This window comes from Ureibacillus sp. FSL K6-0165, from assembly GCF_038004285.1.
Taxonomy (GTDB): domain Bacteria; phylum Bacillota; class Bacilli; order Bacillales_A; family Planococcaceae; genus Ureibacillus; species Ureibacillus thermosphaericus.
On the sequence record NZ_JBBOQS010000002.1, the window covers coordinates 115966 to 137052 of the forward strand.

At 40.0% G+C, this 21087-nt stretch carries 20 protein-coding genes and 1 other annotated feature; of the genes, 15 read left to right on the forward strand and 5 right to left on the reverse strand.

Annotated elements, in window-relative coordinates; translation table 11 throughout:
• Positions 1-6: 6 nt before the first annotated feature.
• The 4 genes from NST00_RS14205 to NST00_RS14220 all read left to right on the forward strand — a co-directional run bounded on the left by NST00_RS14205 (position 7) and on the right by NST00_RS14220 (position 4647).
• The gene (locus tag NST00_RS14205) at positions 7-951 is read left to right on the forward strand and encodes an ATP-binding cassette domain-containing protein (RefSeq protein ID WP_016838208.1); all 945 of its coding nucleotides are present in this window, start codon (positions 7-9) and stop codon (positions 949-951) included.
• Positions 952-1914 (forward strand): oligopeptide ABC transporter permease, encoded by a 963-nt coding sequence (opp4B, locus tag NST00_RS14210; RefSeq protein WP_340710249.1) that lies wholly within the window; start codon positions 952-954, stop codon positions 1912-1914.
• Positions 1915-1935: 21 nt separating this feature from the next.
• Positions 1936-2829 (forward strand): ABC transporter permease, encoded by an 894-nt coding sequence (locus NST00_RS14215; RefSeq protein WP_016838210.1) that lies wholly within the window; start codon positions 1936-1938, stop codon positions 2827-2829.
• A 69-nt stretch (positions 2830-2898) separates the two neighbouring features.
• Positions 2899-4647, forward strand: coding sequence for an oligopeptide ABC transporter substrate-binding protein (locus tag NST00_RS14220; protein ID WP_016838211.1), 1749 nt, complete (start codon positions 2899-2901; stop codon positions 4645-4647).
• A gap of 114 nt (positions 4648-4761) precedes the next feature.
• Here the strand turns inward: NST00_RS14220 and NST00_RS14225 are convergent, their stop codons facing one another.
• A complete protein-coding gene (locus NST00_RS14225; RefSeq protein ID WP_340710251.1) occupies positions 4762-5613 on the reverse strand; it encodes a DegV family protein in 852 nt (283 codons plus the stop codon).
• An 83-nt stretch (positions 5614-5696) separates the two neighbouring features.
• Positions 5697-6506, reverse strand: a complete 810-nt coding sequence (locus tag NST00_RS14230) for a Cof-type HAD-IIB family hydrolase (protein WP_340710253.1) — start codon at positions 6504-6506, stop codon at positions 5697-5699.
• Positions 6507-6564: 58 nt separating this feature from the next.
• Between NST00_RS14230 and NST00_RS14235 the strand changes: the two genes are divergently transcribed.
• From NST00_RS14235 to NST00_RS14270, 8 genes are all read left to right on the forward strand, one after another.
• On the forward strand, positions 6565-7407 hold the full coding sequence (locus NST00_RS14235; protein WP_340710254.1) for a prolyl oligopeptidase family serine peptidase: 843 nt from the start codon (positions 6565-6567) through the stop codon (positions 7405-7407).
• Positions 7408-7476: 69 nt separating this feature from the next.
• Positions 7477-7785 (forward strand): metal-sulfur cluster assembly factor, encoded by a 309-nt coding sequence (locus tag NST00_RS14240; RefSeq protein WP_340705477.1) that lies wholly within the window; start codon positions 7477-7479, stop codon positions 7783-7785.
• Positions 7786-8070: 285 nt separating this feature from the next.
• Positions 8071-8727, forward strand: coding sequence for a nitrous oxide reductase accessory protein NosL (locus NST00_RS14245; protein WP_340710256.1), 657 nt, complete (start codon positions 8071-8073; stop codon positions 8725-8727).
• Between the two features lie 178 nt (positions 8728-8905).
• Positions 8906-10117, forward strand: a complete 1212-nt coding sequence (locus NST00_RS14250) for a right-handed parallel beta-helix repeat-containing protein (RefSeq protein ID WP_340710258.1) — start codon at positions 8906-8908, stop codon at positions 10115-10117.
• Positions 10114-10569: a nitrous oxide reductase accessory protein NosL gene (locus NST00_RS14255; protein ID WP_340710260.1), complete on the forward strand. Its 456-nt coding sequence runs from the start codon at positions 10114-10116 to the stop codon at positions 10567-10569. Before NST00_RS14250 ends, NST00_RS14255 begins: the two co-directional genes overlap by 4 nt.
• Positions 10551-11381, forward strand: coding sequence for an ABC transporter permease (locus NST00_RS14260; protein ID WP_340710262.1), 831 nt, complete (start codon positions 10551-10553; stop codon positions 11379-11381). Before NST00_RS14255 ends, NST00_RS14260 begins: the two co-directional genes overlap by 19 nt.
• On the forward strand, positions 11378-12055 hold the full coding sequence (locus NST00_RS14265; protein WP_340710263.1) for an ABC transporter ATP-binding protein: 678 nt from the start codon (positions 11378-11380) through the stop codon (positions 12053-12055). Before NST00_RS14260 ends, NST00_RS14265 begins: the two co-directional genes overlap by 4 nt.
• A 739-nt stretch (positions 12056-12794) precedes the next feature.
• Entirely contained in the window at positions 12795-12932 is a 138-nt protein-coding gene (locus NST00_RS14270; protein ID WP_340709696.1) for a hypothetical protein, read from the forward strand.
• 100 nt (positions 12933-13032) lie between these two features.
• Here NST00_RS14270 and NST00_RS14275 read toward each other — a convergent pair whose 3' ends face one another.
• On the reverse strand, positions 13033-13740 hold the full coding sequence (locus NST00_RS14275) for a Crp/Fnr family transcriptional regulator (RefSeq protein WP_408647337.1): 708 nt from the start codon (positions 13738-13740) through the stop codon (positions 13033-13035).
• Positions 13741-13924: 184 nt separating this feature from the next.
• On the opposite strand from NST00_RS14275, the gene NST00_RS14280 reads away from it, so the two are divergent.
• Entirely contained in the window at positions 13925-16060 is a 2136-nt protein-coding gene (locus tag NST00_RS14280; RefSeq protein ID WP_340710264.1) for an ATP-dependent Clp protease ATP-binding subunit, read from the forward strand.
• Between the two features lie 771 nt (positions 16061-16831).
• Here the strand turns inward: NST00_RS14280 and NST00_RS14285 are convergent.
• Positions 16832-17032, reverse strand: coding sequence for a DUF2929 family protein (locus NST00_RS14285; RefSeq protein ID WP_016838218.1), 201 nt, complete (start codon positions 17030-17032; stop codon positions 16832-16834).
• A 190-nt stretch (positions 17033-17222) separates the two neighbouring features.
• Here NST00_RS14285 and NST00_RS14290 point away from each other — a divergent pair, with 190 nt between their 5' ends.
• Both NST00_RS14290 and fabF read left to right on the forward strand, forming a co-directional pair.
• A complete protein-coding gene (locus NST00_RS14290) occupies positions 17223-18161 on the forward strand; it encodes a beta-ketoacyl-ACP synthase III (RefSeq protein WP_340710266.1) in 939 nt (312 codons plus the stop codon).
• 67 nt (positions 18162-18228) lie between these two features.
• Positions 18229-19467, forward strand: a complete 1239-nt coding sequence (gene fabF / locus NST00_RS14295) for a beta-ketoacyl-ACP synthase II (RefSeq protein WP_016838220.1) — start codon at positions 18229-18231, stop codon at positions 19465-19467.
• A gap of 267 nt (positions 19468-19734) precedes the next feature.
• On the opposite strand, the gene trpS is transcribed toward fabF, so the two are convergent.
• On the reverse strand, positions 19735-20730 hold the full coding sequence (gene trpS / locus NST00_RS14300) for a tryptophan--tRNA ligase (protein ID WP_340710268.1): 996 nt from the start codon (positions 20728-20730) through the stop codon (positions 19735-19737).
• A gap of 56 nt (positions 20731-20786) precedes the next feature.
• Positions 20787-20999 (reverse strand) — a binding site (T-box leader).
• Between the last annotated feature and the right edge of the window lie 88 nt (positions 21000-21087).

Here is a 21087-nt window from a genome sequence, read left to right on the forward strand (position 1 = left end):
AGCAGTTTGAGCTTCATGCAAATCATTGATTTAAAAGTGCATTATCCGATTCGGGGTGGATTTTTTAATTCCATCGTTGATTGGGTGTATGCGGTAGATGGTATAGATATGGAGTTCGAACAGGGGAAAACTTACGGGCTTGTGGGAGAGTCTGGATGTGGGAAATCGACAACGGGAAAAGCGATCATTGGCCTTGAGAAAATAACGTCGGGAAAAATCCTTTTTGAAGGGGAAGATGTGACGAAGGAGAGGAAATCTCGCACCTCCCATTTTCATCGAGAAGTGCAAATGATTTTTCAAGATTCCCATTCCAGTTTAAATCCGAGAAAACGGATTGCTGATATCCTTGCAGAACCGATTCGAAATTTTTTGAACTTAACTCCTAGGGAAGAAAGGAAAAAAATTGATGAACTTCTTGCGATAGTTGGCATGCCGGGCGATTCAAAAGAGAAATTTCCACATGAATTTTCAGGAGGACAAAAGCAGCGCATCAATATCGCAAGAGCCCTTGCAACGAATCCAAAGCTAATCATTGCTGATGAACCGGTTTCAGCTCTTGATTTATCCGTACAGGCACAAGTGCTCAATTTTATGAAAGATGTGCAGAAGGAATTTGGATTAACCTATTTGTTTATCTCCCATGATTTAGGAGTCGTCAAGCATATGTGTGACTATATTTTTATCATGTATAAAGGAAGATTTGTGGAATGCGGCACAAAGCAGGATATTTACCAAAATCCAAAGCATCTTTACACGAAGCGATTGCTTAATTCCATTCCGGCGACAACGCCTTTGGGAAGGGAAAAAAGGAAATGGGCTCGACAAGAGTTTGAAAAAATGTATGAAAAGCATATTCATAAAGCCTTTGATGAAAATGGACGAGTGTATGATTTAATTCCGATTTCTGATACCCATTACGTTTCGGCTTCGAGCGTAAAGGAGGTCGTATAGATGTGGAAAACCATTGTACGTCGTCTCATTCTTATGGTTCCACAACTGATTGCTTTAAGCATCATCGTGTTTGTGATGGCAAAGATGATGCCGGGGGATCCATTTACAGGTATGATTACACCCGATACTGACCCAGCACGAATTGAAGAATTGAAGGAAGAATTGGGATTAAATGACCCTTTACCAATACAATATGTTCGATGGGTAAAAAATGCGCTGCAAGGGGATTTCGGCAAGAGCTATACTTTTCAGCGGGATGTGACTTCTCTCATTGGGGAACGGGCGTTGAACACCTTTTGGCTATCCTTTGTCAGCGTCATTTTATTGTATCTATTAGCTATTCCACTTGGGATTTTAGCGGGGCGATACCAACAGTCAAGGCTAGATAAATTTATTGTGTTTTATAGTTTCATCACCTATGCCATTCCAACGTTTGTACTTTCTCTATTGTTTTTATATATATTCGGCTACAAATTGCAATGGTTTCCGACGGGCGGAAGCGTCGACATTGAAGTGGAACCAGGAACCATCCAGTACATATGGAACCGATTCTACCACATCCTACTGCCAGCCATTACTTATGCCATTCTCGGTACGACCGGTGTGATTCAATATTTGCGTTCGGAAATCATCGATGCAAAAACAATGGATTATGTACGAACGGCCCGGAGCAAAGGCGTGCCGTTAAGGAAAATTTATACGAAGCACATTTTGCGAAATTCGTTGATTCCGATTGCAGCTTTTTTAGGATTTACCATTACCGGACTTCTTGGCGGATCCATATTTATTGAAACGATTTTCGGCTACCCAGGAATGGGACAATTATTTGTCAGTTCCATTGCCTCAAGGGATTATAGCGTCATTTGCGCTTTAGTGATGCTGTATGGTTTTTTAACATTGCTAGGTAGTTTGCTTTCCGACATTATTTTAAGTATTGTGGATCCTCGCATTCGAATTGAATAGTGAGGAGGGGATGGTGGAAAAATGAGACGTAAGAAGAAGCGATATCGAAAAAATGGTCGTCCACGAGGAATAGGCGTTGCTTTTCGGGAATTCCAAAAGGATAAAATCGCCTTGGTTTCGCTCTTTTTATTAGTTTTGTTCATTCTATTTGTTTTTATAGCATCTTTCTTCATTGATCAAGAGCAGTTGATGCGCATTAATTTGTACGACCGTTATAGTCGGCCGGGAGAGAAGTACTTGTTAGGAGCAGATCAGGGCGGAAAAGATATTTTGGGACAACTAATCATTGGCGCCAGAAACTCCGTATCCATTGCTCTTGCTATCACGCTTATCACTGGTTTTATAGGCATTGTGGTAGGTCTCATTTGTGGTTATTTCGGCGGCTGGGTGGATTATATCATCATGAGAATCATTGATTTTTTCGTAACGATTCCTTCATTGTTATTTATCATTGTCTTTGTAACCCTTGTGCCAAAATATTCGATAACCTCTTTCATTCTGATTATGAGCCTCTTTTTATGGACGGGAACAGCCCGGCTCGTTCGTTCAAAGGCATTATCAGAAAGCAAAAGGGATTATGTGAGCGCATCGAAGACACTTGGAACGAGCGATTTTGTCATACTTCGGAGGGAAGTGGCGCCAAATTTAAGTTCATTATTAATCGTTGAGTTAACATTGAATTTTGCGGGCAACGTCGGCATTGAAACTGGTCTTTCATATTTAGGATTCGGCTTGCCGCCCACAACCCCTTCATTAGGGACCTTAGTGAGCTATGCCAATAATCCAGCCGTATTGCAACAATATTGGTGGGTATGGCTTCCGGCATCTTTATTAATTTTATTCATGATGCTTGCCATCAATTATATCGGCCAAGCGTTAAGGAGATCGGTGGATGTGAAGCAGCGATTGGGATAATGGATGATGTCAATGAATTGTTCTATTTATCGATAAATATTAACTAAAACAGCACCAAGGGAGGACATCATGAGAAAAAAATTATTACTCTGCATCACGATCATCATCATAACAGCACTAATGAATTCGAATGTTTATTCAAAAAATGTCACATTGCCGACTTCCGTTACAAATGAAGGAACACCAATCAAAGGAGGCATTTTAAAAGTAGGAATTGTGAAAGATGAACCTCTCCAAGGAGTGTTTTTGGCTGAACTCTATGAAAACCGCTACGATGCTGCCATTATGAGCTATGCATCAAATGCAATTTTTGAAATGGATGGCGATTTTTTAATCAATAATGAGGGCATTGCATCCATGATAGTGGATCAGGAAGAGAATAAAGTGACCATTACTATTCGTGAAGGTGTCCGGTGGTCCGATGGTGAGCCACTCAAAATAGAAGATTTGATTTTGCCTTACGAAATTATTGCCCATCCTGATTATACGGGCGTCCGATATGATACGGAATTCAAGAATATTATCGGGGTGGAAGAATACCACGAAGGAAAAGCGAAAACCATCTCCGGCATCCGGAAAATCGATGAGCGCACATTGGAAATCCGATTCAAAAAGTTGTCGCCTGCGATATTTTCCGGCGGGGACGGTTTATGGACCTATGCGGCACCCAGCCATCAGCTGAAAGGCATTCCTGTGAAGAAGTTAATTGAAAGCGACGCCGTTCGAAAAAATCCTGTGACACTCGGGCCATTCAAGTTTCATAAAATTGTTCCTGGGGAATCTGTGCAATTTGTGAAAAATCCATACTATTGGAAAGGCGAACCGAAATTGGACGGTGTCTTTGTGGAGGTTGTTCCATCCAGCTCAGTATCTGTTGCGATTGGGGCTGGAAAGTATGATATTGTGTCAGGATTCACTGCAACAAAATGGCCGGAAATCCAGAAGTTTAACAACATTGATATTTTAGGGAGGCCAGAATTATATTATTCCTATTTAGGATTTAAGTTGGGAAAATGGGACCCGAAAAAGAGAGAAGTGGTGACTGATTTAAATTCCACACCTGTAGGAGATCAGGCTTTAAGGCAAGCGATGGGGTATGCGTTGGATGTGGAAGCGGTTTGCGAAGTGCTCTTTTTCAATTTTCGTCAACGGGCGAATTCATTGATTCCTCCAGCGTTTAAAACCTACCATGATGCTATGCTGAAAGGATATACGTATAATCCCGAAAAGGCAAAAAAGATTTTAGACAAGGCAGGTTACATCGATATTGACGGGGATGGCTTCCGGGAAGACCCAAAGGGAAATAAGCTGGAAATCAAGTTTGCGACAATGGCAGGAGATACCATTCAAGATGAAATTGCTGCTTACTACTTACAAAATTGGCGGGATGTTGGATTAAATGTCACTTTAACGACAGGAAGACCGATTGAAGTGAATGCTTTTTACGATAAAGTGGAGGCAGATGATCCAGAAATCCATGTCTTTATGGCTGCATGGGGAACGGGGACAAATCCTTCGCCAGCCGGCTTGTATGGAAAATCCGATGCCTTTAACTTTAGCCGTTTTACGTCTGACTTTTTAGAGGAGACGATTCAAAAAATCGATTCTCCAGAAGCATTTGATCAATCATATCGTGCAGAACAGTTTCGGATTTGGCAGCAATATATGGAAGAACAAGCTCCAGTCATCCCACTCCAATTTAGCTATGAGATTGTTCCTGTGAATAAGCGGGTCAAACATTATAGCATCGATTTTGACAATCCGACTGAACTGCATGAGATTGAATTATTGGCAAAAGAGCCGATCAAGAGTAAATAATGGACAACGGTCATTATGTCCACTAAATCAGAAGATATTGTCACAAATACTGTGGATATAGCACAAAATCAAAAGCACCTTCGTAATCCGAGAAGGTGCTTTAAACATTTATTCTTAATAATCTTTATCCGTAAAGAAGATCGCCAATGTGCCAGGGCCGGAATGGGAACCAATCACAGCGCCCACCATCGTGACATCAAAGCCTTTTGGACGGAGCTTGTCTTCAATCAACTTTTTCACTTCTTCCACCGTGTCCAAATCATCCCCGTGGGAGATTCCGACGATTTTATCCGAAAAATCTCCGCCGCGTTCAGCCATGATGTTAACCATCCGGGCAAGGGCTTTTTTTCTTCCCCTTATTTTTTCAAGGGGAATGAGCTTCCCGTCCTCCACATGCAGGATGGGCTTGATGCTCAATAAGCCACCGAAAAACGCGCTTGATTTTGAAATGCGTCCGCCTCTTGCCAAGTAATCCAGATTTTCCACGGTGAAAATATGTTGCATATGTTTTGCGTAATTTTCCACTTTTTCAACGAGCTCATCGAAAGGGACTCCAGCATCTCTCAATTCTACGGCTTTTTTCACAACAAGGCCTTGTCCAAGGGAAGCACATTTCGTATCAATGATTTTTAATTTGAAATCCGGATACTTTTCCTGCAATTGTTCGGCAATCATGACAGCCGTGTTGTAAGTGCCGGACAGTTGGGAAGAAAAGCTGATATAAACCCCTTCTTCACCGCTTTGGGCGTATTTTTCGAAGGTATTGTAGAACATTTCAGGCGATACTTGGGAAGTTTTCGGTGCAGCGCCTTTTCTCATTTCATCGTAAACTTCTTTTGGATCGATGCCGATGACATCATCATATTCTGTATCATTGAGGTGGACTTTCAGCGGGAAAAAGACCACATTATGCTCATCATAATAAGCTTTTGGCAAATCGCTCGCACTATCTGTGAATAGAATCATTTTACTCTCCTTTCCATCCTTTATAAAATTATTACACCCTTCTCAAAAATTGGTAAGTAAGGGTGCCTCATGATGGAATCATGTTAAGATAATTTTAATCTTTCTGATAAGAAATTTGCAATGCCATCTTCATTGTTTGTTCCGGTCACTTCGTTGGCGATGCTTTTTAATTCGTTGATGCCGTTGCCCATTGCAACCCCGATGCCGGCATATTCAATCATTTCCAAGTCGTTGTCTTCATCCCCAAAGGCGATGATGCGGTCCCTTGGGATGCCCAAATCTTTTGCAATGAGGGAAACGCCGACCGCTTTATTTAATCCTTTCCGCACCACTTCGATAATATTGAAAGGTGCTCCCCAACGCCGATGTTCAATGAGTTCCGCATGCACCTCCTGCAAATGTCGGCGGATCAAAGGCACGTTGTTTTCATTGGCGTGGATGAGCAAACTTGTTGGATTTTCATTCAAGTTGCCGCGCAAATTTCCGATGGTCACTTTGGGATCTCCCATTTTGAAAATGTTCATCATTGTCGGATCTTCCACATGTATATACACATCATCAATGACTTCGGCAATTAAGTTTTCATACTGGTATTTATCCACTGAATCAATGACGTCGTGCACCACCCGCATATCGATGGGGGAGTGGATGGCCTGCCAAGATGGATTTTTTGGATGGTGTATATAAGCTCCGTTGAAATTGACAATCGGAGTGGTTAATCCCAATTCCTGATAATAAATATTGCTCGCCCGGAATGGTCTTCCTGTGGCGATCATGATTAGATGGCCGGCTTCTTTCGCCTTCATCAAGGTTTGTTTGGTTTTCGGCGAAATGGTATGATTGTCCGTCAATAGAGTGCCATCCAGGTCCAAAACAATTAGATGTTGTTTCATGGAAAGTCCCCTTTCTGTCTTTACGATTTTATCGCGACGATTGGAGTTCGTCAAAATTTTGTCACCAGTTATAATTTTTGGTAACATAATTGATAAGAGAGAGTTGTTGAGGAGTGAAGCGTTAATGTTAATAGATGAAGAATTATGGCAGGATATTCCGCTGATTCATTTTTATAATGAAGAAATGAATGAATGTTCACCCGTTCTCATTTTTTTACATGGATTTACAAGTGCGAAAGAACACAACTTACATTATGCCTATCAACTAGTGAAAAAAGGGGTTCGCGTGATTTTGCCGGATGCCCTATTGCATGGCGACAGATGCGAGGGATTATCCGAAGAAAAAATGAATTTGCAATTTTGGAACATCGTTTTGAATTCTATACACGAGGTAGGGGAGTTATACAATGAAATCCGATCCCGTTTCCAACCGAAAAAATTGGGTATTGCAGGAACAAGCATGGGCGGAATTACAACATGCGGCTGTTTGAAGAAATATGATTGGATTGATGCAGCCGGCATTTGCATGGGTGCACCGGGATACAACGCCTTTGCGGATTATCAGCTGGTGGAGTTTGAAAAAGCGGGGATTCCGCTTCCTTTGAGCGATGAGCAAATCGAACAGATACATACCGCTCTTTCTGAATATGATATATCAAAAACGCCGGAACGATTAAACAATCGCCCTGTGATATTCTGGCATGGAAAAAGAGATGTGACCGTCCCTATGGAAAATGCGGTACATTTTTATGAACAGGCCCGTCCATACTATCAACAGCCGGAACATTTGCAGTTGATTATTGATGAAAACCAGGGGCATAAAGTGAATCGGGAAGGGATGCTGAAAGTGACCGACTTCCTTGCGAAACATTTGACAGAAGACGAAACTTTTGTATTTTAATTTTTAATATAGTATGATGATTGAGAACAGTTATCATTTTCGGATTGAAAGGAGCGATGGCTGATGGCAATGGATGCGGATATGAAAGAAAGTATTCTTGGTGCTTTGGAAAACGTCATTGACCCTGAATTGGGAATCGATATTGTCAATCTCGGTTTGGTATATGATGTGGATATGGATGATGAAGGTGTCTGCAAAATTACCATGACACTGACTTCATTGGGCTGTCCGCTTGGTCCAATTATTGTGGATCAAATTAAAACGGTGTTGAGCGAACTTCCAGAAATTAAAGATGTGGATGTCAATATTGTATGGAATCCGCCATGGAATAAAGATATGATGTCCCGCTACGCAAAAATGGCATTGGGAATCCGATGATTGCAGTAATCAAACGGATGTATTGAATCATATAATTTGGTTAAAATATAAGCACGAAAAAGGCATTTCCGGCACCTCGTTTGATTGTAAATGCAGAGCGAATTGGGAAAACGTTGAGTTTTCCGGTTCGCTCTTTTTGTTTGGGATGAAAACGGGCATGCAACAAAATTGCCAATTTTATTTCTCATTTTTTTAACAGACACTTTCATCTTTTTTCACAACTTCTTAGTAAAGTAATAAGCGTAGAACTTATTCTAGTAATATGTTGGAAGGAGTCTTATCAGAATGAAGAAATTATTGACACTCATGATGTTGATCGCTTTGTTCACATTGGCTGCTTGTGGACAATCAGATGATGCAAGTAACGATTCAAAAAATGCAAATGACGACACAAAACAAACGGAAGTAAGCAAAGACAAACAAAATAAAGAAGATGAGAAAGTTACCGTATCCAAACCGGATGCACGCCTTGAAGAACCGACTGCCGATACGAAATGTGAAATGTGTAATATGAAAGTTTATGAAGTGACAGATGATTTAGGAAAATTCAGCGGTCAAGCGATCAAAGCAGATGGCACGATTGCTTTCTATGATGATATCGGTTGCTTATTGAACGCGGAGTTGGCGCACAATGAAAAGAACCAAAAATATGTGCGTGACTACAATACATTGGAATGGGTACTTGTCGATGATGCAACGATCGTAAAAACAGATTTAAAATCTCCAATGAACTGGGGTTACGTATTCTTTAAAAACAAAGAAGATGCAGATCAATTCATCGCAGACAACCCTAGCTACAAAATCACAGCGCTTGATGTCGTAAAACAAGAAGCAAAAGAAAGACGCGAAGCTAAATTGAAAAAACAAGCGGAACAACAACAGCAACAACAAGGAAATATGCAAAACATGCAAAATATGTCACATGATGGACATAACCATTAATGAAATCCATCTTGAAAAATCATCGAAAGAACTAAAGTAAAAATTGTGAAGGCCGTCTAAAGTGTTTTCTGGACGGCCCAATACCGTTTGAAAGTAGTTGATCAGCGTGCGTTATATAATAAGCCACCTCGTATTCCTGATTTGCTTTGTAGCCTTTGTCCATGAAGCGGACGCCAACATGGATTTGCAGCAAATCATCGATGATGCCGGGGAAGGGGCAACGATTCATCTTTCGGCAGGTACATATGAAGGGAATGTATCCATATCCAAGGGGATTACATTGATTGGGGATGAGAAAGTCATCCTTCTTCCCAAAAATCCAGAAGAACCGGTCATTGCGGTTACGGGGGCAAAGGATGTGTCCATTCAAAATTTGCAATTGCGCACATCCGGAACAGGGATTCTCATTAAAAATTCGGAAAATGTTCAGCTCTCAAACGTATCAATGAACCATGTTTACAGCGGGGTCGAAATCTACAATTCCAAACAAATCGATATTCGGCAAGTTGCCGTTACGGGTAATGATCAAGATTTTGCCAATAAACGAAACGGCATTGCCATCTATGACAGTTACGACCTGTCCATCAAACATAATAAAATTTCCAAAGTGCAGGACGGAATTTACATTGAAAACGCAAAGGGAATCACCGTAAAAGGCAATAGAGTGGAAAACAGCCGGTACGGAACCCATTTTATGTATAGTGCAGATGCTGAAGCATCAGAAAACAAGTTCCGGAAAAATGTGACAGGTTTTATGATCATGATGACGGAAAATGTAAGCCTATTCAATAACGATATTTCCTATCAAAATGGGTTTAACGGGACGGGAATCACCCTATATGAGGTCAAGAATATCGAAATACAAAAACATACCGTTTCAGGAAACCGGGTCGCCCTTTCCATTCAAAAATCCGATGGAGTCACGATTTCCGACAATATTTTTCAAATGAATCAAACGGCGATTGAATCCATTCAATCGGGCACGAACCTGGTCGCCAAAAACGATTTTGTAGGGAATTTGGTGAATGTCCGTTCAGATGTGAAAGGCATTCAGCTGCAGGAAAATTATTACGATGACTATGCAGGGATTGATATCGACGATGATGGAATCGGGGACGAGTCCTATGTGGCATTGCAAAGCTTTGGCCAGTGGATCGTGAGAAAACCGGTGTACCAATATTATGTGGAAGCGCCGAGCGTGGTTTTATTGAATCAAATCGATCAACAAACCAATAAAACCGCCAAACAGCTTTTGGTGGATGAAACACCGGCAACCCAATTTGAAAGGGACAAAGCCTTCCATTTTCAATTCCATTTGCCTCAGCTCATCATTGGATTGATTTTTACAATCGGATGCATCGCTATTTGGAGAAGGAGTGTCCTAATATGAAATGGAAAACGTTTATTTTCATTTTATCATTGAGCTTGTTTTTAGTCGGCTGCTCGGAAAAAGCCTATGAGCCGAAAGAAATCAATGTGGAAACTGATATTTGCAAAGTGTGCAACATGGGGATTGCCCATGAAGATTATGCGGCGGAACTGATCTTTAAAAACGGGGATTATGAAGTGTTCGATGATTTGGGATGTTTGGTGGAATTTTTGAAAGATGTCGATGAATCGGAAGTGGGTGCCGCTTATATAAAAAGCGCTGACGGCAACGAATGGCTTCCTGTGGAAGATGCAACCTATGTTTATTCCAAAGACTATTGGACACCGATGAATTATGGCGTGCTCGCCTTCCCTTCCAAAGATGCTGCGGAACAATACATGGAAGAGAACGGTGAAGGCGAAGTGTATTCCTTTGAACAATTGGACGATTTTCAATGGGGAATCCATTTCTGATGCTGGGCAAATTCATTTTATTGGAATGGAAACAAATGCTCCGCAGCAGATGGCTGCAACTGGTGGCCATCCTCTTCATTTTCGTTTTTGTCGCCATCGTCATGATTCAGCAGCTGGCACTGCCGGATATTGAAGGATTTACGAGACAAACGGCATCTTTTTTGAATTTGCTATTGTTTTTATTGCCGCTGTTTACGCTCACCATTGGAGGAATGAGTGTGGCGGGGGATGTGGAATCCGGCTGGTTTTCTTTATTGAAAACCTATCCGATGAAAATTGTCCAATATGTGTTGGGCAAATTTATTGCGCTGATCGGTTCCTTCATGTTTATTGTTATATTGTCCCTTGGGGTGGTTTTTACCCTTGGAGGGTTATTCGGCGGCGTCAAAGTTCCTTCTGAATTGTTGAGCATCGCTTTCTGTTTGATTTTCATTTTCTCATCGATTGCCATATTGCTCGGAAGTTTGGCGAAAAACCGCTTGCATGCCCTTGCCATTTCCCTTGTTGTGTGGGCGTTGTTATTATTGCTTCTATCTTATTTGGTTATGGCTGTCGGTACGGTTGTTCCTGGACATGTGTTGCAAAAACTCACAATTGTCATGTTGCATATCAATCCGGCAGATTGGCTGCGGTTTGGATATTTCCTCCTTTCCCATCAGACGGCGGTTCTTGGTCCGACTTATTATGATTTGATCGCCTTCTATGAGTCAGCGTTTGGAACAATAGTGTTTGTGGCAGTGACGTTGTTATGGATTGCACTTCCACTCATTGTGGCAACCATCAAATTAAAGAAACTTGGTGTTGAAAAATGATTGTTGAAGCGAAAAATTTGCAGAAAATTTATAAGAACAATCGGGGAATCCATGATGCCAATTTCACCATTAGAAAAGGCCGCATCGTCGCTCTCGCGGGAGGCAACGGTGCGGGGAAAAGCACGCTGATTCGCCTGCTGACAAAGCAGGAGAAGCCGACGAATGGGGAACTGATTTGGCATCAGGATGACTTTGTACGTTATATGCCGGATGATGTGGATTTTCCTTCCACGCTGACGGCGCAAGAAGTGCTGGGACTCCTGGCTTCACTAAAAAAGGTTGGAAAAGGAGAACAAGATGAAATATTAAAAAAAGTCGGGCTTTTTGAAGTGAAAAAGCAAAAAGTCTCTTCCTTTTCAAAGGGAATGCGCCAGCGCCTAAATCTGGCTCAGAGCCTCATTGGAGGGGATGGGCTGATCATCATGGATGAGCCTACGAACGGTCTTGATCCCTATTGGATTGCACAACTGAAAGAAATGATGGCCCAAGAACGGAATCGGGGGACAACGGTATTGTTTTCAACCCATATGTTGGCTTTCGCGGAACAGTTGGCTGATGACGTCATTATTTTGCATGAAGGAAGAATATTGGCGGCAGGGGCAGTGCAACAATTATTAAGGGATCATCATTGCGGACATTTGGAGGAACTCTGGCTGCAAAAAATTGACTTATAAAGAGGGCTATTAAAAAAAGGATGGGACATAACTAATAAAGTGAACGAGCTGCAAAAAGATTTTTTGTAAAAAATTGATTGGAGTGACGGGGCGAGTGCTCCTGTCGCGCACGCTTAGTCGCAAAGCGGAGCAAGTTCAAGGAAGTAAATTCAAAGCTTTCCTGCGACGAGCCCTCTCGAGACCCCGCAGGAGCGAAGGATTGAATCAGAGGAGGCTCGAGCCGGGCCCGCGGAAAGCGTCCCCGGAACGGAAATCAAATTTTCTTCAATTATCAAAAAAACACCATTTTCTCCCGTGAGAAAATGGTGTTTTTTATCGTGCGCCCGGCATGTACATGAACTATAGGGTGTAAGTCCCGAACCCCGAAGACAGAAGTAGAGGTTAGCCAAGAGCAAGGGTGTCCGTGGTGACGCGGAATCTGAAGGAAGCTGGAGGCAAAACACCGGTCCGAGGAACACGAACCTCATATAAGGCTAGGTATGATTGAGTGAGTTTGCGAAACAAAACAAAGCTCTTTCTGTCGAAGGTCATATCGAGTAAATGAGGCGGATAGATGGTGTGAAAGTGCATGTACTTACCCGGGGAGGTCTGGCGGATAGGTGAAGTACGCTTCATAACCTACTTAGTGATAAGTAGCTGAACCGTCAGAAGTCAGCAGAGGTCATAGTATTAGTTGGTTTAGAACTACTAAGAAGGACCGAACAATTAAGAGAGAATAGCCCTTGGCATTCAGTGAGTCATGATGAACACAGAAAACGTAGTACCTCACTTGAGGAAGGAAGCGGTGAATCCCGTGGGAGACCTCTTGGAGGGTGGAGTGACCACTGGCATAAGAAGACAAGCTATTCACGGAAGTTATGAAAACTTGCGTCAATGATCTTAATTGAACCGCCGTATACGGAACCGTACGTACGGTGGTGTGAGAGGACGGGAGCTAATCACTCCCTCCTACTCGATTTTTGTCCCAGCCTCCATGTTCAATCAATGCGGCAAACGGATAGCGGACAGTTTTCGCAACATATTTCTTTCTTCAAATACTCTAAATTGTGAATGGTAATGATGCTTTTATCAAATGAAATAACTCCTTGTTTTTTTAGATCATTCAGCATACGATTCACCATTTCTCGACTTGTGGAGCAAAGGTTGGCAAGATCCGAATTCGTTAAATTGAAATCAATGTAAAGATCGTTGTTTTCATTCAATTTGCCGTAAGTATTGGCAAGTCGAATGAGGGTTGAGTAAAGAGCTCCTTTTTTACCGTGCATCACTAAATCCCGTAAAATACTTTGGGTTTTCAGATGTTCATTTTGTAGCCATTTAATATATTCAATCATTAATGTCGGTTGCTCAGTTAAAAGCATTTCTAATGAATCTTTTTTCATGGACAAAAGTTCAGTATTCATCATTGCTTTAGCAGTCATTGTATGATTGATAGGAGGACCAAAAACAGAACATTCACCGATCATGGAGTTAGGACCGCAAATTCTTAGCGTCAATTCTTTACCGCTTTCTGTTTCTTTGCTTAATTGTACGGCTCCTTTTTGAATAAGATAAAGTTCTTCTGCATTTTCACCTTCCTGGAAGATTTGATTTCCTTTATCTATTTTCAATAACAGACCATGTTCTGCAAATAGCGAATTGAAATTCATAGGAACCATATCGACTAAGACCATGCTATTCATCACATCCTTAATAATGATGTTAATTTGTCGGTTCCATTCAACGACACACATTTAAACTTATATATATAATACCACATTAATCTACTGTTTTTTTTGAATAATTTTGGAGATATTTTTTGCATTTCCATAATCGTAATCTTATAATCAAGTTAGTCAAAGAAGGTCAAACATATAAGAAGGTGATTGGATGCAATTACAACAGGAAGATAATCAAAGTGCATTAGAAAAATTCGGACGCAATTTAAATGAAGAAGTAAAAAAAGGGAAAATTGATCCTGTTATTGGCCGCGACGAAGAAATTCGAAATGTGATTCGTATTTTATCCAGAAAAACGAAAAATAATCCAGTGTTAATTGGAGAACCTGGCGTTGGGAAAACCGCAATCGTTGAAGGGCTGGCTCAACGAATTGTTCGTAAAGATGTGCCAGAAGGATTGAAAGATTGTATTCTTTGGGAATTAGATATGAGTTCATTAATTGCTGGTGCTAGTTTCCGTGGTCAATTTGAGGAACGTTTAAAAAGCGTGTTAAAAGAAATTCGTGAATCAGAAGGGCGCATCATTTTGTTTATTGATGAGATTCATACGATTGTTGGTGCAGGTAAAGCAGAAGGTTCAATGGATGCTGGGAATATTTTGAAGCCAATGCTTGCTCGTGGTGAACTTCATTGTATCGGGGCGACTACGTTAGATGAATATCGTAAATATATTGAAAAAGATCCAGCTTTAGAACGAAGATTTCAACAAGTGATGGTGAGAGAACCTTCTGTTGAAGATACGATTTCGATATTGAGGGGCTTAAAAGAACGTTTTGAATTGCATCATGGAGTAAGAATTCATGACCGTGCGATAATAGCTGCTTCTCAACTTTCAAATCGCTATATTACAGATCGCTTTTTACCGGACAAAGCCATTGATTTAATTGATGAAGCTTGCGCAATGATTCGTACAGAAATCGATTCCATGCCCCAAGAATTGGATGATGTGACTCGCCGCGTGATGCAACTGGAAATAGAAGAGCAGGCGTTAATGAAAGAAAAGGACGAGGCGAGTAAAAAACGTTTAGAAGCCCTTAGAATAGAATTACAACAACTAAAAGATGAACAAAAAGAATTAAAAAAGAAATGGCAATTCGAAAAAGAAGGTTTGGAGCAACTGCAAACAAAAAGGGCATTATTGGATGAGTACCGCCGTCAGTTTGAAGATGCACAGAGCAGGCAAGATTTGAATAAATTGGCGGAACTCCAATACGGAAAAATTCCTGCTGTGGAAAAGGAAATCAAACAATTAGAAAAAACTTTAGCCAATGCTTCAGAAAATCGGATTTTAAGAGAAGAAGTTACGGCAGAAGAAATTGCAACAATTGTTTCTCGATGGACTGGAATTCCAGTTACAAAATTAGTGGAAGGTGAACGGGAAAAATTATTGCGTTTAAAAGATACTCTCCATGAAAGAGTCGTTGGTCAAGATGAAGCGGTGAAACTCGTAACAGAAGCTGTATGGCGTGCACGTGCTGGCATTAAAGATCCTTACCGTCCAATCGGTTCCTTCATTTTCCTTGGTCCAACTGGAGTAGGGAAAACGGAGCTTGCAAAAGCATTGGCCGCACAATTATTTGATTCAGAAGATCATTTTATTCGCATTGATATGAGTGAATATATGGAAAAACATAGTGTATCACGATTAGTTGGTGCACCTCCAGGGTATGTCGGCTATGAAGAGGGCGGACAATTGACAGAAGCGGTACGTCGCAATCCATATTCTGTTATTTTATTAGATGAAATTGAAAAAGCCCATCCAGATGTGGCGAATATTTTGCTTCAAATTTTAGATGATGGTCGGATTACGGATAGCCAAGGGCGTCTTGTAAACTTTACGAATACGGTTATCATTATGACATCCAATATAGGTTCTCAGTATTTATTGGAAGCAGGCTCTTATGTTGACGAAGAGGTTGAAAATGTTGTAATGAGAGAACTTCGAAAACATTTCAAGCCAGAATTGTTAAACCGGATAGACGATATTATTTTATTCCATGCATTGACGGATGAACACTTTACTACAATCGCCTGGAAATACATTAAACAATTGCAACAACGAGTAGCTGAAAATGAAATTACGCTAATCGTGGATGATGAAGTGGTAAATTGGGTTGTAGAAAACGGTATTGACCCACAATTTGGTGCAAGACCATTAAAACGATTTGTGCAACGACATGTTGAAACGGCTGTGGCAAGAGAGTTGTTAAAGGGAGAAATTCTTCCAGGCGAGATGATGAGGGTTTCATTACTAGAAGGTCAATTAGTAGTAGCAAAAGGTGAATAAAGTACGTGTGAAAACGGCTAGAGCTCTTTTTGCTCAGCCGTTTTTTTAAAATAGGCGAAAATAAAATGGATTTTGATTAATAAAGCAAATCTAAGCTTCTCATTTTGATTGTTTGGCTAATAAGTTCTTAAGTTTGACTAATATCTTCCTCAGGTTGACTAATATCAGTTCGAGTTGGTTAATAAAGCAAATCATAGTTCCCTCATTTTATTTGCTTGGCTAATAAGTTCTTAAGTTTGACTAATATCTTCCTGAGGTTGACTAATATCAGTTCGATTTTGACTAATAAAGCAAATCACAGTTCTCCCATTTTGTTTGCTTGGCTAATAAATTCCACAGATTGACTAATATCTTCCTTAGGTTGACTAATATCAGTTCAATTTTGACTAATAAAGTAAATCTCTGTCCCCCCATTTTGTTTGCTTGGCTAATAAGTTCCAAAGAATGACTAATATCTTCCCCAAGTTGACTATTATCAGTTCGATTTTGACTAATAAAGTAAATCGCAGCCTCTCATTTTGATTGTTTGACTAATAAGTTCCATAGAATGTCTAATATCCACTTCAGGTTGACTATTATGAGTTCGATATTGACCAATATACTCAAATCTTGGAAGTATCCACCTGTTTATCTATTCCTTGGCTATTATGTTCAAGCGAATACCTATACCGATAATTGCATAAATTAATAGTTAGAAAAATAAAAAACGAATGGGAAAGTTAGGAGTCCCATTCGTTAATTTTTTTGTGCTTGTCAAAGCTGTTGAATAGATTATTGTTGATCTGCTTTAAGTTCTTTTGGAGATTCGCTAGGAATAATCGCAGCTACAACCCAAACGAGTACTGTGAAAATAACAGCAACTACTAAAGTTGTAACAAAGTCAAAAACTGTAATTCCTAAAATAGAACCAACTACGTAGCTTAACATAGAAATTAACAAAATTCCCCAAATGAATGACATAATATATTGCATTTCGTTTCACCTCTATCGAACTTTAATTACTAGTATATACTTTGCTCATCTTAATAATCATAACATAGTACGACAAAAATGAACAATAAACTTTTCGTACAAACAAATTTTTCTGTTGTGAATTTCATTATTATGGTCTATAATTAAGACCAACTACTAATCGCAAGTATTAAATTGGGGGTTAAATACCATGAATGCAGGAATACTAGGATTAGGAAAATATGTTCCTGAAAAGATTGTAACGAATTTTGATTTAGAGAAAATTTTAGATACAAATGATGAATGGATTCGTACGCGTACAGGAATTCAAGAAAGAAGAATTGCTCGTGAAGATGAAGATTCCTCAGATATGGCATATGAAGCGGCAAAAGAAGCTCTTGAAAACTCTGGGATTTCACCTGAACAAATTGGATTGATTTTAGTAGCAACCGTTACTCCGGACCGTGCTTTTCCAAGTGTTGCTTGTCAATTGCAAGAACGATTAGGAGCTAGCAATGCGGCTGCAATGGACATTTCAGCTGCCTGCTCTGGTTTTATTTATGCCCTTGCAACAGCGAAATTGTATGTGGAAAGCAACAGTTATGATTACGTTTTAGTTGTTGGTGCAGAAAAATTATCAAAAATTACGGATTGGAAAGATCGGAATACTGCTGTACTATTTGGTGATGGAGCAAGCGCTGCAGTTGTTGGTAAAGTATCAGAGGGCAGAGGAATTTTAGCATTTGAATTAGGTGCAGATGGAACTGGCGGAAAATATTTGAAGATGAACGACGAAGATTTCATCTATATGAACGGACGTGAAGTATTTAAATTTGCTGTGCGTCAAATGGGGGCAACAGCATTATCCGTTATTGAAAAGGCTGGATTATCAAAAGAAGATGTTGACTTCTTAGTTCCGCATCAAGCAAACATTCGCATTATGGAAGCAGCAAGAGAAAGATTAGAGCTAGATGAAGATAAACTATCAAAACGCATCCATAAATACGGTAACACATCATCTTCTTCAATCGGTCTTGCTTTAAAAGATGAACTTGATGAAGGAAAAATTAAAGATGATGATATAGTCGTTTTAGTTGGATTTGGTGGAGGACTCACTTGGGGCGGCGCCGTAATAAAATGGGGAAAATAATAGATTTTCATATTCCAGTTATAGTAATTTATAAGTATAGTAAATCCTAAGGGGGTACTAGAGATACATGAAAAGGAGAGTAGTGATTACCGGTATAGGTGCTGTTACACCACTAGGTAATACAGTAGATGAAACCTGGTCAGCAATTAAAGAAGGGAAATCCGGCATTGGGCCGTTAACAAGAGTCGAAGCAGAATTATTCCCAGCTAAAGTTGCTGCTGAAGTAAAAGATTTTGATATTGAACAATATATTGATCGAAAAGAAGCAAGAAAGATGGACCGTTTCACTCATTACGCGCTTGCTTCTGCATTGATGGCAGTGAAAGATGCAGATTTAGTAATTAATGAAGAAAATGCTAACCGCGTTGGTGTTTGGATTGGTTCTGGAATAGGTGGAATGGAAACGTATGAACAACAATTTGAAGTGTTCCAAAAACGTGGTGCCCGCCGAGTAAGTCCATTTTTCGTTCCAATGATGATTCCAGATATGGCAAGTGGGCAAGTTTCGATTTATTTAGGAGCAAAAGGTCCAAATGCTTGTACTGTAACTGCATGTGCTTCTGGAACAAACTCTATTGGCGATGCTTTTAAAGTGATTCAGCGCGGCGATGCAGATGTCATGATTACGGGAGGAACGGAAGCTCCAATCGTAAAAATGGCTGTTGCTGGATTCTGTTCAAGCACTGCGCTTTCGCTAAACACAGATCCAGCTACGGCATCCCGTCCATTCGATAAAGAACGCGATGGATTTGTTATGGGTGAAGGTGCAGGTATTCTTGTATTAGAAGAGTATGAACATGCAAAAGCTCGCGGTGCAAAAATTTATGCGGAAATCGTTGGATACGGTGCAACTGGTGATGCTTATCATATTACAGCTCCAGCGCCAAATGGTGAAGGTGCTGCCCGCGCTATCCAGCAAGCTATTGAAGATGCGGGTATTGATCCTACAGAAATAGGATATATCAATGCTCATGGAACAAGTACACCATACAATGACTTATATGAAACAATGGCTGTCAAAACTGTCTTTGGAGACCATGCATATAAATTAGCTATGAGTTCAACAAAATCCATGACAGGTCACTTGCTTGGTGCAGCGGGTGGTATTGAAGCAATCTTTACAGCATTAGCATTAAAAGAAGGAATTTTACCACCTACAATTAACTTGCATAATCCAGATCCTGAGTGTGACCTTGATTATGTACCAAATGAAGCTCGTAAAGCAGATATTCAATATGCTATGAGCAATTCCTTAGGATTTGGTGGACATAATGCAAGCCTTGTATTCAAAAAAATAGAAGAATAAAAAAATTGTCGATAAGTAAAATGCGTTTAGCTCAAAGCTAAACGCATTTTTACTTCATTTGATGAATAATAAGAGTAGTAAAGGATGGTGGCTTGATATTTCGATTTATGCTGTTTTTATTCAGCTATGGCATTTGCGTTATTTCGGTAAGCAATCTTCTTTTATACTTAAACTATCGGACGCTTGGTTATTCTTGGCGCGCAGTCTTTTTTTATATTTTAGGTTCTCCTGAATTGTATTTAATGATCATATCATTAGTAATATTATTTATCGTGATATTCGACCTATTCCCATCGCGATTTCCATTTTCTTAACGGTTTCGTTTGCAATGGCATTGGCTTTTTCTGCACCTTCATCTAAGATTTTATCTAATTCTTCTGAATCGATAAGTTCGTTGAATCGTTCTTGAATGGGCGTTAAATGTTCAATTAAGCAAGTAGCAACTCCTTCTTTAAAGGCACCGTATCCAAGGCCTTCGTATTTTTTTACAACCTCATCAATGGATTTATTTGTTACTGCTGCTTCAATTGTAAGTAAGTTGGAGATACCTGGTTTCTTTTCTTCGTCGAAAGCGACAACACCATCTGAATCTGTAACGGCTGATTTAATTTTTTTCATGATTTCTTTAGGTGTATCTAATAAGCGAATTGTCGCTTTTGTATTTGGGTCGGACTTGCTCATTTTTTTCGTCGGGTCTTGCAATGACTTAATGCGAGCTCCTGCTTTTGGTAATTGAATTTCTGGAATTTTAAATACTTCACCATATCGTTTATTGAATCGTTCTGCCAAATCACGAGTCAATTCAATATGTTGTTTTTGGTCTTCTCCAACAGGAACGATATCCGTATTATATAATAGGATATCAGCAGCCATTAACGGTGGATAAGTTAATAGACCAACAGAAACGAATTCTTTTCCTTCCTTTGCTGATTTATCTTTAAATTGAGTCATTCTTTCGAGCTCACCAATGGCTGAAATACATTGTAACATCCAGCCAGCTTTTGTATGAGCAGGTACTTCCGATTGAATAAATAACGTTGCTTTTTTCGGATCAATGCCCGTTGCAAGATATGTAGCAGCAAGGGTGCGAATGTTTTGTCGCAATTCTTTTGGATCTTGTGGAACGGTAATGGCATGTTGGTCTACTATACAGTAAATGGCATTTCCTTCATCTTGAAGTGCAGGGAATTGCATAAATGCTCCGATATAGTTCCCCAATGTAATAACTCCAGTTGGTTGTACTCCTGAAAAAATAGTCTTCATTAACACTACCTCCTATTTTTATCCATAAAAAAACATCAAACGACCAATACAAATTGTATTGGGACGAATGATGTATATCCGCGGTACCACCCAGTTTGCCTTAAACGGCCACTCTCGATTCTTCGTAACGTGAAGTGTACGAGCTTTACTACTCACTTTCGTAAAGCCAACTCGAAAGTCCATTCCATTTGCTCTGCGATCTGTTTTCACCTACCACAGACTCTCTAAACGCAGAAATCAAATGTACTACTCTTCGTCATCGTTGTTCAATGTATATATTCGGTAAATTATGAGTGAATTATAAAGTAATTCAAAGGAAAAATCAAACGTGAAAAATTTTTCATTTTGGAATGAGAT

What these genes read in the sequence shown, in the direction of transcription:
- opp4B (WP_340710249.1), top strand. Translation starts at nt 952, where the DNA reads ATGTGGAAAACCATTGTACGTCGTCTCATTCTTATGGTTCCACAACTG.
- NST00_RS14215 (WP_016838210.1), top strand. Translation starts at nt 1,936, where the DNA reads ATGAGACGTAAGAAGAAGCGATATCGAAAAAATGGTCGTCCACGAGGA.
- NST00_RS14220 (WP_016838211.1), top strand. Translation starts at nt 2,899, where the DNA reads ATGAGAAAAAAATTATTACTCTGCATCACGATCATCATCATAACAGCA.
- NST00_RS14225 (WP_340710251.1), bottom strand. Translation starts at nt 5,613, where the DNA reads ATGATTCTATTCACAGATAGTGCGAGCGATTTGCCAAAAGCTTATTAT.
- NST00_RS14230 (WP_340710253.1), bottom strand. Translation starts at nt 6,506, where the DNA reads ATGAAACAACATCTAATTGTTTTGGACCTGGATGGCACTCTATTGACG.
- NST00_RS14240 (WP_340705477.1), top strand. Translation starts at nt 7,477, where the DNA reads ATGGATGCGGATATGAAAGAAAGTATTCTTGGTGCTTTGGAAAACGTC.
- NST00_RS14245 (WP_340710256.1), top strand. Translation starts at nt 8,071, where the DNA reads ATGAAGAAATTATTGACACTCATGATGTTGATCGCTTTGTTCACATTG.
- NST00_RS14250 (WP_340710258.1), top strand. Translation starts at nt 8,906, where the DNA reads ATGGATTTGCAGCAAATCATCGATGATGCCGGGGAAGGGGCAACGATT.
- NST00_RS14255 (WP_340710260.1), top strand. Translation starts at nt 10,114, where the DNA reads ATGAAATGGAAAACGTTTATTTTCATTTTATCATTGAGCTTGTTTTTA.
- NST00_RS14260 (WP_340710262.1), top strand. Translation starts at nt 10,551, where the DNA reads ATGGGGAATCCATTTCTGATGCTGGGCAAATTCATTTTATTGGAATGG.
- NST00_RS14265 (WP_340710263.1), top strand. Translation starts at nt 11,378, where the DNA reads ATGATTGTTGAAGCGAAAAATTTGCAGAAAATTTATAAGAACAATCGG.
- NST00_RS14270 (WP_340709696.1), top strand. Translation starts at nt 12,795, where the DNA reads ATGATGAACACAGAAAACGTAGTACCTCACTTGAGGAAGGAAGCGGTG.
- NST00_RS14280 (WP_340710264.1), top strand. Translation starts at nt 13,925, where the DNA reads ATGCAATTACAACAGGAAGATAATCAAAGTGCATTAGAAAAATTCGGA.
- NST00_RS14285 (WP_016838218.1), bottom strand. Translation starts at nt 17,032, where the DNA reads ATGCAATATATTATGTCATTCATTTGGGGAATTTTGTTAATTTCTATG.
- NST00_RS14290 (WP_340710266.1), top strand. Translation starts at nt 17,223, where the DNA reads ATGAATGCAGGAATACTAGGATTAGGAAAATATGTTCCTGAAAAGATT.
- fabF (WP_016838220.1), top strand. Translation starts at nt 18,229, where the DNA reads ATGAAAAGGAGAGTAGTGATTACCGGTATAGGTGCTGTTACACCACTA.
- trpS (WP_340710268.1), bottom strand. Translation starts at nt 20,730, where the DNA reads ATGAAGACTATTTTTTCAGGAGTACAACCAACTGGAGTTATTACATTG.